Source organism: Pseudoalteromonas sp. NC201, from assembly GCF_002850255.1.
GTDB lineage: Bacteria > Pseudomonadota > Gammaproteobacteria > Enterobacterales > Alteromonadaceae > Pseudoalteromonas.
This window is the reverse complement of record NZ_CP022522.1, coordinates 356,005-373,290: the sequence shown is the minus strand read 5'-3', so window position 1 is coordinate 373,290 and position 17,286 is coordinate 356,005. Positions and strand designations below refer to the sequence as shown.

The window sequence follows — 17,286 nt, the reverse complement described above, 5'->3', positions numbered from 1 at the left end:
GTTAATATTGAATACTAAAGTAGACGCTAATTAATCATCAAAATGATTAATCGGCATTTTCTTTCGAAAACTCGATAAATAACATTCGTTATCTATCAGAATTTAATTTTTCAGCTTTTCCAAATTTTTAAAGAGCAATATCACTTAGCCATCAGGCCAAGCAACAATCATCTGTGTGGACACTWCGAACAAATAAGTTCTAAATCGTATAAGGAGGTGATCCAGCCCCAGGTTCCCCTAGGGCTACCTTGTTACGACTTCACCCCAGTCATGAATCACTCCGTGGTGAACGTCCYCCCKAAGGTTAGACTATCCACTTCTGGAGCAACCCACTCCCATGGTGTGACGGGCGGTGTGTACAAGGCCCGGGAACGTATTCACCGCAACATTCTGATTTGCGATTACTAGCGATTCCGACTTCATGGAGTCGAGTTGCAGACTCCAATCCGGACTACGACAGGCTTTAAGGGATTCGCTCACTATCGCTAGCTCGCTGCTCTCTGTACCTGCCATTGTAGCACGTGTGTAGCCCTACACGTAAGGGCCATGATGACTTGACGTCGTCCCCACCTTCCTCCGGTTTATCACCGGCAGTCTCCTTAGAGTTCCCGACCGAATCGCTGGCAACTAAGGATAGGGGTTGCGCTCGTTGCGGGACTTAACCCAACATCTCACAACACGAGCTGACGACAGCCATGCAGCACCTGTATCAGAGTTCCCGAAGGCACCAAACCATCTCTGGTAAGTTCTCTGTATGTCAAGTGTAGGTAAGGTTCTTCGCGTTGCATCGAATTAAACCACATGCTCCACCGCTTGTGCGGGCCCCCGTCAATTCATTTGAGTTTTAACCTTGCGGCCGTACTCCCCAGGCGGTCTACTTAATGCGTTAGCTTTGGAAAAGTTGTCCGAAGACCCCAGCTCCTAGTAGACATCGTTTACGGCGTGGACTACCAGGGTATCTAATCCTGTTTGCTCCCCACGCTTTCGTACATGAGCGTCAGTGTTGACCCAGGTGGCTGCCTTCGCCATCGGTATTCCTTCAGATCTCTACGCATTTCACCGCTACACCTGAAATTCTACCACCCTCTATCACACTCTAGTTTGCCAGTTCGAAATGCAGTTCCCAGGTTAAGCCCGGGGCTTTCACATCTCGCTTAACAAACCGCCTGCGTACGCTTTACGCCCAGTAATTCCGATTAACGCTCGCACCCTCCGTATTACCGCGGCTGCTGGCACGGAGTTAGCCGGTGCTTCTTCTGTCAGTAACGTCACAGCTAGCAGGTATTAACTACTAACCTTTCCTCCTGACTGAAAGTGCTTTACAACCCGAAGGCCTTCTTCACACACGCGGCATGGCTGCATCAGGCTTGCGCCCATTGTGCAATATTCCCCACTGCTGCCTCCCGTAGGAGTCTGGACCGTGTCTCAGTTCCAGTGTGGCTGATCATCCTCTCAAACCAGCTAGGGATCGTCGCCTTGGTGAGCCTTTACCTCACCAACTAGCTAATCCCACTTGGGCCAATCTAAAGGCGAGAGCCGAAGCCCCCTTTGGTCCGTAGACATTATGCGGTATTAGCCATCGTTTCCAATGGTTGTCCCCCACCTCAAGGCATGTTCCCAAGCATTACTCACCCGTCCGCCGCTCGTCATCTTCTAGCAAGCTAGAAATGTTACCGCTCGACTTGCATGTGTTAGGCCTGCCGCCAGCGTTCAATCTGAGCCATGATCAAACTCTTCAATTAAAAGTTTTTTTGAAGCCTAAGCTTCGTGCTCATTGAATTCTGATTGTTTGTTTCTACTCTTCAAAAAAGTAAAATCAAAACGAATTGACTATATAGTCACTCAGTTACAATTGAGACTCTAAATTTGTTTGCATCATCTAGCGAACTAGAACCTGCTGTTAGAACTCAATCTGTACGAGTGCCCACACAGATGATTGCTTCATATTTTTAAAGAACATTCCGAAACATTTCGTTGTTTCGAGGGATGTGCATTCTAAGCACTCCCATTTTTTTGTCAACACTTAATTTTGAATTTCTTGAGAAGAAGTTTCGAACTTAAGTTTTACTTGACGCTAACTCGTTGCTGCTTTGCTTTTCAGCGTAGCGCCCCGTGTCAGTGGGGTCGCATTATAGGGCGATCCGATTTTAGTGCAACCCTTTTTTTAAAGAAAATTGCGAAAAAACGTTTGTTCGAGCAAAAATGAAGCGAAACGCTTATTTTTGACACTTAACCGTATAAAAAGAGGACAAGATAGAGGTATTGTATACCGTTTACGTATAGTACCGCGTGTTATCAACACTATTGAGGCACTATTCTATAAGAGGGGATATCACCTAATAAGAAGGTTCCAGAACAATTCTTGAATTGCTAGGAATGACCCTGTTCGCAGGTCGCGATATAAAATCGCTGCTACGAGGCATTAAAAAGTCTGTACGCCTTATTGGAGAATGACCGTTTTCACTGGTCGCGATATAAAATCGCTGCTACGAGGTATTAAAAAGTCTGTACGCCTTATTGGAGAATGACCGTTTTCACTGGTCGCGATATAAAATCGCTGCTACATGGCATTAAAAAAGGCCGAACTCCTATCAGAGAACGACCCTTTTCACTGGTCGCGATATAAAATCGCTGCTACAAGGTATTAAAAAAGGCCGCCAAAGCGACCTTTTTATGTGTGTTACGACAATCTACAGATTACTCTTCGATTGTTGCTACAACACCAGCACCTACTGTACGGCCACCTTCACGGATAGCGAAACGTAGACCTTCGTCCATCGCGATTGGTACGATTAGCTCAACAGTCATCTTGATGTTGTCGCCAGGCATTACCATTTCTACGCCGTCTGGTAGCTGGATGTCACCAGTTACGTCTGTTGTACGGAAGTAGAACTGTGGACGGTAACCTTTGAAGAAAGGAGTGTGACGACCACCTTCATCTTTCGAAAGTACGTATACTTCTGAAGTGAATTTTGTGTGTGGCTTGATTGAACCAGGCTTACATAGTACTTGACCACGTTCAACTTCATCACGCTTAGTACCACGTAGTAGTGCACCGATGTTCTCACCCGCACGACCTTCGTCTAGAAGCTTACGGAACATCTCAACACCCGTACAAGTTGTCTTCGTAGTTTCTTTAATACCTACGATTTCTACTTCGTCGTTCACGTTGATGATACCAGCTTCTACACGGCCTGTTACTACTGTACCACGACCCTGGATTGAGAATACGTCTTCGATAGGCATGATGAATGGCTTATCGATGTCACGCTCTGGCTCTGGGATGTAAGAATCTAGTGCTTCTGCAAGCTCAACGATTTTGTCTTCCCACTCTTTCTCGCCTTCTAACGCTTTAAGCGCAGAACCTTGGATTAGAGGTAGGTCATCACCTGGGAAGTCGTACTCAGAAAGTAGTTCACGAACTTCCATCTCTACTAGCTCTAGTAGCTCTTCGTCGTCAACCATGTCACATTTGTTCATGAATACGATGATGTAAGGTACACCAACCTGACGAGAAAGTAGGATGTGCTCACGTGTTTGAGGCATAGGACCGTCAGTAGCAGCAACTACTAGGATCGCGCCGTCCATCTGTGCAGCACCAGTGATCATGTTTTTAACATAGTCAGCGTGTCCTGGACAGTCTACGTGTGCATAGTGACGAGTTGGTGTGTCATACTCAACGTGTGAAGTTGAGATTGTGATACCACGCTCACGCTCTTCTGGAGCGTTATCGATTGATGCGAAGTCTTTTGCTTCACCACCGTATACTTTTGCAAGTACGTTAGTGATTGCTGCAGTTAGAGTTGTTTTACCGTGGTCAACGTGGCCGATTGTACCTACGTTTACGTGCGGTTTTACGCGTTCAAACTTTTCTTTTGCCATTTTCAAATTTCCTATAAAGAAATTAAAGTCCAGCCCTAAGACCGGACCGAACTAAAATTACTTAACAGCGCGAGCTGCAATTATTGCATCAGCTACGTTTTTAGCCGCTTCAGCATACTTTAGGAATTCCATAGAGTATGATGCGCGCCCTTGTGTAGCGGAGCGTAAGTCTGTTGCATAACCAAACATTTCAGAAAGCGGTACCTGAGCATTAATTTGCTTCGAGCCACCAAATGCTTCTTCCATGCCTTCAATTATGCCACGACGACGGTTTAAGTCGCCTACTACATCACCCATGTTTTCTTCAGGGGTGATTACTTCTACTTTCATGACAGGCTCAAGTAGAACCGGACTTGCTTCAAGCGCGCCCTTTCTAAAGCCCATCGAACCTGCGATCTTAAACGCCATCTCGTTTGAGTCAACATCGTGGAACGAGCCATCAAACAGAGTAGCTTTAACACCCAATAGCGGATAACCGGCAAGAACACCTTGCTTCATCTGCTCTTGAATACCTTTATCAACCGCTGGGATATACTCTTTTGGTACTGTACCACCTACGATTTCGTTAACGAATTCGTATATTGGCGCATCATCATCAGAGACATCCATTGGTTCTAGCTTCAACCAAACGTGACCATATTGACCACGACCACCAGATTGGCGCACAAACTTACCTTCAGCTTCAACAGAAGCTCGGATAGTTTCGCGGTATGCAACCTGAGGCTTACCAACGTTACACACAACGTTAAACTCACGCTTCATCCGATCGACAATGATATCTAAGTGAAGTTCACCCATACCAGAGATAATCGTCTGACCCGATTCTTCGTCCGTTTCTACACGGAATGAAGGATCTTCTGCTGCAAGTTTACCAAGCGCAACGCCCATTTTTTCTTGGTCAGCTACTGTTTTAGGTTCTACTGCGACCGAGATTACAGGCTCAGGAAACTCCATACGCTCTAACGTAATTGGCGCTTCTTGAGCACAAAGTGTATCACCAGTAGTTACATCTTTTAGGCCGATAGCAGCCGCGATGTCACCCGCATGAACTTCTTTAATCTCTTCACGCGAGTTTGAGTGCATTTGAACAATACGTCCAAAACGCTCTTTTTTACCTTTAACAGGATTTAGTACCGAATCACCTTGGCTAACTTTACCAGAGTAAACTCGGAAGAAAGTAAGTGTGCCAACGAATGGATCGGTTGCGATCTTAAATGCAAGCGCCGCAAACGGTGCATTATCGTCAGCTTCACGCGTATCTTCGGATTCGTCTTCTAAGACACCTTGGATAGCTTTTACTTCAGTAGGCGAAGGCATGAATTCAATCACAGCGTCAAGCACAGCCTGAACACCTTTGTTCTTGAATGCACTACCTGTCGTCATTGGCACAATTTCATTGGCCAATGTGCGTTGGCGAAGGGCTGATTTAATCTCTTCTTCGCTCAACTCACCATCTTCAAGATATTTTTCCATTAGCTCTTCAGAAGCTTCTGCAGCGCTCTCAATTAGATGAGAACGCCATTCTTCAGCAAGCTCAAGAAGATCTGCAGGGACCTCTTCATAGTTGAAAGTCATTCCCTGGTCTTCTTCATTCCAGTTAATCGCTTTCATCTTGATAAGGTCAATAACACCTTTAAATTCATCTTCAGCACCAATTGGTAGCTGAATAGGCACAGGTGTAGCACCGAGACGTTTTTTAACTTGTTCAACAACAGACAAGAAATTAGCCCCCGTACGATCCATCTTATTGACGAAAATCATACGTGGTACTTCGTATTTATTTGCCTGACGCCAAACGGTCTCAGTTTGCGGTTGCACACCTGATGAAGCACATAACACAACAACAGCACCATCAAGTACGCGCAATGAACGCTCTACTTCGATAGTAAAATCTACGTGTCCTGGAGTATCGATGATGTTTACACGATGCTCATCAAACTGAGCATCCATCCCTTTCCAGAAACACGTTGTTGCAGCAGAAGTGATCGTGATACCACGCTCTTGCTCCTGCTCCATCCAGTCCATAGTTGCGGCGCCGTCGTGTACTTCACCAATCTTATGAGAAAGACCAGTATAGAAAAGTACACGTTCGGTTGTAGTTGTCTTACCCGCATCTACGTGAGCGCATATACCGATGTTACGGTAACGCTCAATCGGAGTTGTCCGTGCCATAATATCCTCTTAAAGGGTGTTAGCAGATTACCAACGGTAGTGAGCGAATGCTTTGTTCGCTTCAGCCATACGGTGAACGTCTTCACGTTTCTTAACCGCAGTGCCTTTGTTTTCAGCAGCGTCGATCATCTCTTGAGCAAGACGAAGACCCATTGATTTCTCGCCACGCTTACGTGCAGCTTCAACCAACCAACGCATACCTAGTGCGTTACGACGCACTGGACGTACTTCAACTGGTACTTGGTACGTTGAACCACCAACACGGCGAGATTTAACCTCTACCTGTGGGCGAACGTTATCAAGTGCAGATTCAAAGATTTCTAGGTGCGACTTGCCTGATTTTTCAGCAGCCACGTCTAGCGCACCATATACAATTTTTTCAGCAGTAGATTTCTTGCCGTCAAGCATTACTACGTTAACGAATTTAGCAAGAAGCTCTGATCCGAACTTCGGATCTGGAAGAATTTTACGTTGACCTATTACGCGTCTTCTAGGCATTTTCTTTCTCCGGTATCTTCAGGTCCGTGCTAAACACGGATTCCCAAAACAATATATAAAAATTTAAAACTTAAGTGCTTGGCCTTACTAACGGAGAACCATTAGCCCTTAGGACGTTTTGCACCGTACTTAGAACGAGCCTGTCTACGGTCGTTTACGCCTGCACAGTCAAGTGCACCACGAACAGTGTGGAAACGCACACCTGGTAAGTCTTTAACACGACCACCACGGATTAGGATTACACTGTGCTCTTGTAGGTTGTGACCTTCACCACCAATGTATGAAGTTACTTCGAAACCGTTAGTTAAACGTACACGCGCTACTTTACGTAATGCAGAGTTTGGTTTCTTAGGTGTTGTTGTATATACACGAGTACATACACCACGCTTTTGTGGACAAGCTTTAAGAGCAGCTGAGTTGCTCTTTGTAACCTTGCTACGACGTGGCTTACGCACTAGCTGGTTAATAGTTGCCATTAAATAGCTCCTGAATTAATAAATTACTACTGAAAAATAAAATCTTACCATTTAGGTCAAATCCAATTTTCTTGAACGACTAAAATGGGTGGCCGAATTTTAATGACCAAAGTTTAACCTGTCAACCAAAAGTCGTCATCAGCGCTAAGTAAATGCATGCAATTCGGATGGTTTTGTCTGCGAAGCTATTGAAAGTTAACAAAAGTTGACGATTGCATTGAAAAACCTTTGTTGCAGTATACATATTGATGTGACGCTTTGATGGCAATTCGACCAGCGAGTTGAAAAGGCATAAAAAAACCGCTGCATTCACACAGCGGTTTTTCAATTAATTAGCTAAATGGCGAGGATTACTCGTTGCCACCTAGTAAATCAGCGTTTAGTGCGTCTGTTAGCGCTTGAGTTGCCTCTTCAGCACTTACTGTTTGCTCTTCAACAGCTGCTTCACCTTGCTTACGACGGTTGATGCGCTCTTCATGGTATGCGAAACCTGTACCCGCAGGGATCAAACGACCCACGATTACGTTTTCTTTCAAACCACGTAGCTCATCGCTCTTACCGTTAACCGCAGCTTCGGTTAGAACACGTGTTGTTTCCTGGAACGATGCCGCAGAAATAAACGATTCAGTCGCAAGTGACGCTTTAGTAATACCCATTAGTTGGATTTCAAACTTAGCTGGGATCTTACCTTGCATTTCTAGTTCACGGTTAGCGATGTTTACACGTGCAACTTCAGCTTGCTCGCCTACTAGGAACTCACTGTCACCACCATCAAGGATGATACACTTACGAAGCATCTGACGAACGATAGTCTCAATGTGCTTATCGTTAATCTTTACACCCTGTAGGCGGTATACTTCTTGTACTTCGTTAGTGATGTAGTTAGATACATCAGTAACACCACGTAGACGTAGGATGTCGTGCGGAGACTCTGGACCATCGGCGATTACTTCACCTTTAGCCACTTGCTCACCTTCGAACACGTTAAGCTGACGCCATTTCGGGATCATCTCTTCGTATGCATCACCCTCTTCCGGTGTGATCACAAGACGTTTCTTACCTTTAGTCTCTTTACCGAAGCTAACGGTACCTGTGATTTCTGCAAGAATTGCAGGATCTTTTGGCTTACGCGCTTCGAATAGGTCAGCAACTCGAGGTAGACCACCCGTGATGTCACGAGTCTTCGAACCTTCTTGTGGAATACGAGCCAGTACCGAACCAGGTAGTACTGTTGCACCATCTGTGATTTCAATCGTTGTGAATGAAGGTAGACGGATCTCTTGAAGACCACGTTCTTCATTCTCAATGATTAGTTTAGGCTCTTTCGCGTTTACTTTCGCAAGATCCTTAACAACCACACGTGTTAGACCAGTTAATTCATCAGTCTGTGCTTCAGTGTTTGAATCATCAATATCGCTGAACGATACTTTTGACTCATGTTCAATGATGATTGGGTGACTATGCGGGTCCCAAGTAGCAACGATATCGTTACCTTTAACGTCAGCACCATCTTGTACAGTTAATACTGCACCGTAAGGAACTTTATAACGCTCTTTCTCACGACCGTGCTCATCGATTATCGTGATCTCAGTTGAACGAGACGTGATAACGATTTTGCCATCAGCATTGATTACAAACTTCGCATTGTGAAGTTTCAGATTACCATTGTTCTTAACTTGAACACTGTTCTCTGCAGAAGCTCGTGATGCCGCACCACCGATGTGGAATGTACGCATCGTAAGCTGTGTACCCGGCTCACCGATTGACTGTGCCGCGATTACACCAACTGCTTCACCAGGGTTGATGATGTGGCCACGTGCCAAGTCACGACCATAACAGTGTGCACACACACCAAAGTCGTTTTGACAGGTGATTACAGAACGTACTTTAACTTCGTCTACTGAGTGCTCTTCTAGAAGGTCACACAGTTTTTCGTCAATCATTACGTTACGTTCAACCAGTACTTCTGTTGTACCAGGCTTAACCACGTCTTCAGCAACAACACGACCTAGTACACGCTCACGAAGCGGCTCTACAACGTCACCACCTTCAATTAGCGGCTTCATTACTAGACCTTCTTCGGTACCACAGTCTGATTCATTGATAACCAAATCTTGTGCTACGTCTACTAGACGACGAGTTAGGTAACCCGAGTTCGCTGTCTTAAGTGCCGTATCCGCTAGACCCTTACGCGCACCGTGCGTCGAGATAAAGTACTGTAGTACGTTTAGACCTTCACGGAAGTTCGCTGTAATTGGCGTTTCGATGATTGAACCATCTGGACGTGCCATTAGACCACGCATACCCGCTAGCTGACGGATCTGAGCAGCACTACCACGAGCGCCAGAGTCTGCCATCATAAACACTGAGTTAAATGACGGTTGCTCTTCTTCGTTGCCTTCAGCGTTGATGACCGTTTCTTTTGAAAGGTTAGCCATCATCTCGCGAGAAAGGTTTTCGTTTACACGTGACCAGATATCGATAACTTTGTTGTATTTCTCACCGGCAGTTACAAGACCTGATTGGAACTGTTGGTTGATTTCTGCAACTTCAGCTTCCGCACGATCGATGATCTCACCTTTAGTTGGTGGGATTACCATGTCATTGATACCGATAGAAACACCTGATTTCATCGCGTAGTGGAAACCGGTATACATCACTTGGTCAGCAAAGATAACAGTATCTTTAAGACCTAGACGACGGTAACACTCGTTAAGAAGACCAGAAATTTGTTTCTTACCTAGTGGTTTGTTGATCAGTTCAAACGGCAAGCCTTCAGGGATATTCAATGAAAGGATTGCACGACCTACTGTCGTATCTACTAGGTGAGTTAACGTGCCGCGCTCACGTGTTTCTTCGTCGATAGTCACTTCTGTGATACGCACTTTAACACGAGCGTGAAGCTCAGCTGCACCTACACGGTATGCTTTTTCTGCTTCTTTAGCATCTTTAAATACAGTGCCTTCACCTTTACCGTTGATACGATCGCGAGTCATGTAGTAAAGACCTAGTACAACGTCCTGTGAAGGAACGATGATTGGTTCACCGTTAGCTGGTGCTAGGATGTTGTTGGTAGACATCATCAATGCACGCGCTTCCAACTGCGCTTCAAGCGTCAGTGGTACGTGAACAGCCATTTGGTCACCATCGAAGTCAGCGTTATACGCCGCACACACTAGCGGGTGCAGGTGAATCGCTTTACCTTCGATAAGTACAGGTTCGAATGCTTGGATACCTAGACGGTGAAGTGTTGGCGCACGGTTAAGTAAAACCGGGTGCTCACGGATAACTTCATCTAGTACGTCCCAAACTTCTGGTACTTCACGCTCAACCATCTTCTTCGCAGCTTTGATGGTTGTCGCCATACCACGGCGCTCTAGTTTACCGTAGATAAATGGCTTGAATAGCTCAAGTGCCATCTTTTTAGGTAGACCACACTGATGTAGTTTCAGCGTAGGACCAACGGTGATAACAGAACGGCCTGAGTAGTCAACACGCTTACCTAGAAGGTTTTGACGGAAACGACCTTGCTTACCTTTGATCATGTCAGCAAGCGACTTAAGTGGACGCTTGTTAGAACCCGTAATTGCACGGCCACGACGACCATTATCAAGTAGCGCATCAACCGCTTCTTGAAGCATACGCTTTTCGTTACGTACGATGATGTCTGGTGCAGCTAGGTCTAGAAGACGCTTCAAACGGTTGTTACGGTTGATCACACGACGGTAAAGGTCGTTCAGATCTGAAGTCGCAAAACGACCGCCGTCTAGTGGTACTAGAGGACGTAGATCTGGTGGAAGAACCGGTAGCACGCTCATTACCATCCACTCAGGGTTGTTACCTGATTGGTGGAACGCTTCCATTAGTTTAAGACGCTTAGTGATTTTCTTACGCTTAGTTTCAGAGTTGATTGTTGGCAACTCTTCACGCATTTCAGCGATTAACTGACCAAGGTCTAGGTCACGAAGTAGATCAAGTACAGCTTCTGCACCCATCTTCGCTTCAAACTCATCACCGTGCTCTTCAAGTGCATCTAGGTATTCTTCTTCACCTAGTAGTTGACCGCGCTCAAGCGTAGTCATACCTGGCTCAGTTACCACGAATGATTCGAAATAAAGTACGCGCTCGATATCACGAAGCGTCATATCTAGCATTAGGCCGATACGTGACGGAAGTGATTTCAAGAACCAAATATGCGCAACTGGGCTAGCCAGCTCGATGTGACCCATACGGTCACGACGTACTTTTGTTAGCGTTACTTCAACGCCACACTTTTCACAGATAACACCACGGTGCTTCAAGCGCTTGTATTTACCACACAAACACTCGTAATCTTTTACTGGGCCGAAGATACGGGCACAGAATAAGCCATCACGCTCAGGCTTGAAAGTACGGTAGTTGATTGTCTCAGGTTTCTTTACTTCACCGTAAGACCATGAACGCACCATGTCTGGCGAAGCAAGACCAATACGAATTGCATCGAATTCTTCGGTCTTATTTTGTTGCTTCAGAAACTTAAGTAAGTCTTTCACCTTAGCTCTCCTGTCGGAGGTTAATCTTGAGGGCAAGCCGCGCTCACCCCTACATTCTTTTCAGTCCGGTTGCAGTTATGCAACGCCGCAGCGCACTGCGGCGGTCGGATTAAATTTCTTCCAACTCGATGTTGATACCTAGCGAGCGGATTTCTTTCAACAGTACGTTGAACGACTCAGGCATACCCGGTTCCATCTTGTGGTTACCGTCTACGATGTTCTTATACATCTTAGTACGACCGTTAACGTCATCCGACTTCACTGTCAACATTTCTTGTAGCGTGTAGGCAGCACCGTATGCTTCTAGTGCCCATACCTCCATCTCACCGAAACGCTGACCACCGAACTGTGCCTTACCACCCAGCGGCTGCTGAGTAACTAGGCTGTAAGAACCTGTTGAACGCGCGTGCATCTTGTCATCAACAAGGTGGTTCAGTTTCAGCATGTACATGTAGCCTACTGTTACTTGACGCTCAAATGCATCACCAGTACGACCATCATATAACGTTACCTGACCACTTCTTGGATAACCACCAAGCTCTAGCATGTCTTTGATTTCAGCTTCACGTGCACCATCAAATGCTGGTGTTGCGATTGGAAGACCACCTTTAAGGTTATCTGCCAAGCGACGGATTTCATCATCAGAGAAGTTAGCAATATCTACTTTCTGACGGCAGTCACCGATTTCGTAAGCTTTCTTGATGAATTCGCGTAGCTCGTGAATTTCGCGTTGCTCTTTCATCATTTCTTCAAGACGTTCGCCGATACCACGAGCAGCTAGACCCATGTGGGTTTCTAGGATCTGACCGATGTTCATACGAGATGGTACACCCAGCGGGTTAAGTACGATATCTACAGTACGACCTTTATCATCGTAAGGCATGTCTTCAACAGGAACGATAGTTGAGATTACACCCTTGTTACCGTGACGACCCGCCATCTTATCACCAGGTTGGATACGACGTTTAACAGCTAGGTATACTTTAACAATCTTAAGTACGCCAGGCGCTAGATCATCACCTTGAGTGATCTTACGACGCTTGTTCTCGAAACGCTTATCGTAGTCAGCTTTAAGCTCGTCATACTGTGCAGCTAGTTGCTCAAGCTCTGCTTGGTGCTCTTCATCAGCAAGACTTTGCGTTAGTAGCTTCTCAGTGTTAAAGCCAGCAAGCTGCTCTTCACTCATACCTGATTTAATCAGTAGGTTACGAGCGTGAGTCAGGATACCGCCTTCAAGGATTCTGAACTCTTCGTTGAAGTCTTTCTTCGCTTCGCGAAGCTGCATATCTTCAACTTCTAGTGCACGTTTGTCTTTTTCAACACCGTCACGCGTAAACACTTGTACGTCGATAACCGTACCAGATACAGAGTTTGGTACACGTAGTGAGCTGTCTTTAACGTCAGACGCTTTTTCACCGAAGATAGCGCGTAGTAGCTTTTCTTCAGGTGTTAGCTGCGTTTCACCTTTAGGCGTTACTTTACCTACAAGGATGTCGCCGCCTTTCACTTCAGCACCGATATATACAACGCCTGATTCGTCAAGCTTACCTAGTGCAGATTCACCTACGTTTGGAATATCCGCAGTGATTTCTTCTGGACCAAGCTTAGTATCACGAGCAATACACTGAAGCTCTTGAATGTGGATAGTCGTTAGACGATCTTCTTTTACAACATTCTCTGAAAGTAGGATTGAATCCTCGAAGTTGTAACCATTCCAAGGCATGAACGCTACACGTAGGTTCTGACCAAGTGCTAAATCACCTAGGTCTGTTGAAGGACCATCAGCAAGCACGTCACCACGTACCACCGGCTCACCAACCATACAAGTTGGTTTCTGGTTGATACAAGTGTTTTGGTTTGAACGTGTGTACTTAGTTAAGTTATAGATGTCGATGCCCGCTTCACCTTGGATGCGCTCATCTTCATTAACGTTAACAACAATACGGCTTGCATCAGCATACTTAACGATACCGCCACGCTTAGCAACGATTGTTACACCAGAGTCTTTCGCTAGTGTACGCTCAATACCAGTACCAACTAGCGGCTTATCAGCACGTAGTGTAGGTACAGCTTGACGTTGCATGTTCGATCCCATCAATGCGCGGTTCGCGTCATCGTGTTCTAGGAATGGGATAAGCGCTGCAGCCACAGAGATTACCTGCTGTGGAGATACGTCCATATACTGGATGCTGTCGCTTGGCATAAAGGTTGATTCACCTTTAAAACGACATGGAATCAATTCTTCAGCAAATTGGTTGTCATCGGTTAGCGTTGTATTCGCCTGTGCGATAACGAACTGACCTTCTTCAATTGCTGATAGGTAATCAACATCGTCAGTAACGATACCGTCTACTACTTTGCGGTATGGAGTCTCTAAGAAACCATAGTCGTTTGTACGCGCGTAAGTAGATAGCGAGTTGATTAGACCGATGTTTGGACCTTCAGGCGTTTCGATAGGACAAACACGACCGTAGTGCGTTACGTGTACGTCACGTACTTCGAAGCCAGCACGCTCACGAGTTAGACCACCCGGACCTAATGCAGAAATACGACGCTTGTGCGTTACTTCTGAAAGCGGGTTGTTCTGGTCCATAAACTGTGAAAGCTGTGAAGAACCAAAGAATTCTTTTACTGCTGCAGAGATTGGCTTAGCGTTGATCAAATCCTGTGGCATAACGTTATCTAGGTCACCAAGACTTAGACGCTCACGTACCGCACGCTCAACACGTACAAGACCTACACGGAATTGGTTTTCAGCCATTTCACCTACAGAACGGATACGACGGTTACCTAAGTGGTCGATGTCATCAACATCGCCTTTACCGTTACGGATGTCGATCAATACCTTCATCACGCTCACGATATCTTCTTTAGATAGCGTACCGTCACCTTCGTCTGAATCATAACCAACACGGCTATTGAACTTCATACGACCAACGGTTGAAAGGTCGTAGCGCTCTTCAGAGAAGAATAGGTTATCAAATAACGCTTCTGCAGCTTCTTTTGTTGGTGGCTCACCAGGGCGCATCATGCGATAGATTTCTACCAATGCTTCTAGGCGATTGTTAGTAGAATCAACACGTAATGTCTCTGACATGTACGCACCGCTGTCTACTTCGTTGATGTAAAGCGTATCGATCTTTGAGTGACCTGCCTTCACCAATTCAGCCATAAGCTCTAGTGATAGTTCAGAGTTCGCTTCTGCAATCACTTCGCCTGTTGATTCGTCGATATAGTTTTTAGCAACAACACGACCGATGATGTACTCATGCGGTACTTCAAGAGTGTCGATGCCTTGCTTTTCGATGCTCTTAATGTGGCGTGCAGTAATACGACGGCCTTTTTCAACCAATACGTCACCGTTTGCATCTTTAATATCAAATGCAGCGGTTTCACCACGTAGGCGTGAAGGCACAAGTTCCATCAACACTTTGCCATCTTTTACTTCGAAACTTGTCGTTTCAAAAAATAGTGCCAAGATTTCGTCTGAAGTGAACTCTAGCGCACGTAAGATGATAGATGCTGGTAGTTTACGGCGACGGTCAATACGAACGTAAAGGTTATCTTTAACGTCGAATTCAAAGTCAAGCCATGAGCCACGGTAAGGGATCACACGTGCGTTATATAACACTTTACCAGATGAGTGTGATTTACCACGGTCGTTATCAAAGAATACACCAGGTGAACGGTGTAGCTGAGAAACGATAACACGCTCAGTACCATTGATTACAAAAGTACCGGTGTCTGTCATGAGCGGGATTTCGCCCATGTAAACTTCTTGCTCTTTTATGTCTTTGACTGTGCCAGGTGCATCTTTGTCCATTAGCACAAGACGTAGTTTAACGCGAAGTGGAGCAGAATATGTCACACCGCGAATTTGACATTCTTTAACGTCAAATACTGGCTCGCCAATACGATAACTGACGTATTGAAGTTCAGAGTTGCCCGAGTAGCTCTTGATAGGGAATACAGAACGGAAGGCAGCTTCCAATCCAGTATCGCCATCGGCATCAGGCGCAATGAACTTATCGAACGATTCCAACTGCATTTGCAGTAGGAAAGGTATGTCCAAAACCTGTGGACGTTTACCAAAATCCTTACGGATACGTTTCTTTTCAGAATAAGAGTAAGCCATGGGGTTCCTCAGCTTGCTGATCTTTGACCCAACCTGTCCAAAATTGAACAGACTTCACTGGCATCTAAGCCATGATAACAACATCTAAATTGTCACACTAACTTGCTTAACTAACGGCTTAAATGAGCACAATTCAGGCTATATTCAAATCGTTAATGTCATCAAATTAGTGTTACTTCAAATGCCATTGCGATTTTCAACAAAAACTTCTAAGTTATTGAAAATTACAGTGAAATTCGAAGATTTATGCACGATAGAAATGCATATCTCTATAGCGCAAAAGGGCCGGTGATTAAATAATCACCAGCCCTTGCCTGATTTCTCAGGCAGCGAACCTAGCGGGAGCTAGATTACTTGATCTCAACTTCAGCACCAGCTTCTTCAAGATCTTTCTTAAGCGCTTCAGCTTCTTCCTTAGATACACCTTCTTTGATAGGTGCAGGAGCAGACTCAACTAGCGCTTTAGCTTCTTTAAGGCCTAGACCTGTTGCGCCACGTACCGCTTTGATTGCAGCAACTTTGTTACCGCCAGCAGCAGCTAGGATTACGTCGAACTCAGTCTTTTCTTCAGCAGCTTCAGCAGGACCAGCAGCAACAACAGCAGCAGCTGCAGTTACACCGAACTTCTCTTCCATAGCTTCAACTAGTTCAACAACTTCCATTACTGACATTTCAGCAATAGCGTCAAGGATTTGGTCTTTAGTTACAGACATTTCAAATTTCCTAATTATTTACGAACCCATGCGGTTCAAAAAATTTATTAAAGAAAGGAGCGTTGCTTAAATTAAGCAGCTTGCTCAGCTTTCTGTACACGTACCGCTTCAATTGTTTTACACAATTTGCCAGCAGACGCTTCTTTCATAGCGCTCATTAAGCGTGCAACAGCTTCGTCGTAAGTAGGTAGCTTAGCAAGCATATCTACGTCAACGATTTTGCCTTCGAATGCAGCAGTTTTAAGCTCAAATGCTTCGTTCTTTTTCGCGAAATCTGCAAAGATACGCGCAGCAGCACCAGGGTGCTCTGAAGAAAAAGCGATTAGGCTTGGACCAACTAGTGATTCATTTAGGCATTCGTAATCAGTGCCTTCAACCGCACGTCTAGCTAGGGTGTTACGAACAACTTTCATCCATACACCAGCTTCACGAGCTTCTTTACGAAGAGCAGTGATTGCACCTACTGTTACACCACGAGAATCAGCAACAACTGCTGAAAGAGCACCTTTGGCAGCTTCGTTGACTTCAGCAACAATTGCTTTTTTGTCTTGAAGATTTAAAGCCATGGGTGTTACTCCTGGTTTATAGAAAAACAAACATGTTTTTCAGTTCTACTCTACCCTGCTAAAAACTTTAGCAGAGATGCTTTTTACGGCGAGAGCCAGAAGATTAGGAAAATCTAGCTGGGATTCACACCGTCTACGTAGGACGATTAAGGCCGAAGCCACCTACGGTCTTGGACGGAAGCGCAATTTATCGATTCATTGTAGACCATGATGGAAACAATTTTCGAAATTATACGCTTCAACCCGAATTCTTTGCTTTGTAAAGAAGCACACTTCTCTACAAAATGGCGCAAAATTATAGTCTAATTTTTA

General features: G+C 45.3%; 8 protein-coding genes and 1 rRNA gene. All 9 read right to left on the bottom strand.

What is annotated here, in order from left to right; all coding sequences use genetic code 11:
* Positions 1 to 209: 209 nt before the first annotated feature.
* Positions 210 to 1,742, bottom strand: a 16S ribosomal RNA gene (locus PNC201_RS01580).
* A gap of 955 nt (positions 1,743 to 2,697) precedes the next feature.
* Positions 2,698 to 3,882 (bottom strand): elongation factor Tu, encoded by a 1,185-nt coding sequence (gene tuf / locus PNC201_RS01575; protein WP_102055891.1) that lies wholly within the window; start codon positions 3,880 to 3,882, stop codon positions 2,698 to 2,700.
* A gap of 57 nt (positions 3,883 to 3,939) precedes the next feature.
* The gene (fusA, locus tag PNC201_RS01570; RefSeq protein ID WP_102055956.1) at positions 3,940 to 6,054 is read right to left on the bottom strand and encodes an elongation factor G; all 2,115 of its coding nucleotides are present in this window, start codon (positions 6,052 to 6,054) and stop codon (positions 3,940 to 3,942) included.
* 27 nt (positions 6,055 to 6,081) lie between these two features.
* The gene (rpsG, locus tag PNC201_RS01565) at positions 6,082 to 6,552 is read right to left on the bottom strand and encodes a 30S ribosomal protein S7 (protein ID WP_010376219.1); all 471 of its coding nucleotides are present in this window, start codon (positions 6,550 to 6,552) and stop codon (positions 6,082 to 6,084) included.
* Between the two features lie 101 nt (positions 6,553 to 6,653).
* Positions 6,654 to 7,028 (bottom strand): 30S ribosomal protein S12, encoded by a 375-nt coding sequence (gene rpsL / locus PNC201_RS01560; RefSeq protein WP_010367657.1) that lies wholly within the window; start codon positions 7,026 to 7,028, stop codon positions 6,654 to 6,656.
* A 350-nt stretch (positions 7,029 to 7,378) separates the two neighbouring features.
* Positions 7,379 to 11,560 carry a DNA-directed RNA polymerase subunit beta' gene (gene rpoC, locus PNC201_RS01555; RefSeq protein ID WP_039494556.1) on the bottom strand — a complete coding sequence of 1,394 codons (4,182 nt, stop codon included), beginning with the start codon at positions 11,558 to 11,560 and terminating at the stop codon, positions 7,379 to 7,381.
* 109 nt (positions 11,561 to 11,669) lie between these two features.
* Entirely contained in the window at positions 11,670 to 15,695 is a 4,026-nt protein-coding gene (gene rpoB, locus PNC201_RS01550; protein ID WP_102055954.1) for a DNA-directed RNA polymerase subunit beta, read from the bottom strand.
* Between the two features lie 350 nt (positions 15,696 to 16,045).
* On the bottom strand, positions 16,046 to 16,408 hold the full coding sequence (gene rplL, locus PNC201_RS01545; RefSeq protein WP_070982798.1) for a 50S ribosomal protein L7/L12: 363 nt from the start codon (positions 16,406 to 16,408) through the stop codon (positions 16,046 to 16,048).
* A gap of 71 nt (positions 16,409 to 16,479) precedes the next feature.
* Complete coding sequence (gene rplJ, locus PNC201_RS01540; RefSeq protein WP_010376227.1) at positions 16,480 to 16,974, bottom strand: 50S ribosomal protein L10; 495 nt, start codon at positions 16,972 to 16,974, stop codon at positions 16,480 to 16,482.
* Between the last annotated feature and the right edge of the window lie 312 nt (positions 16,975 to 17,286).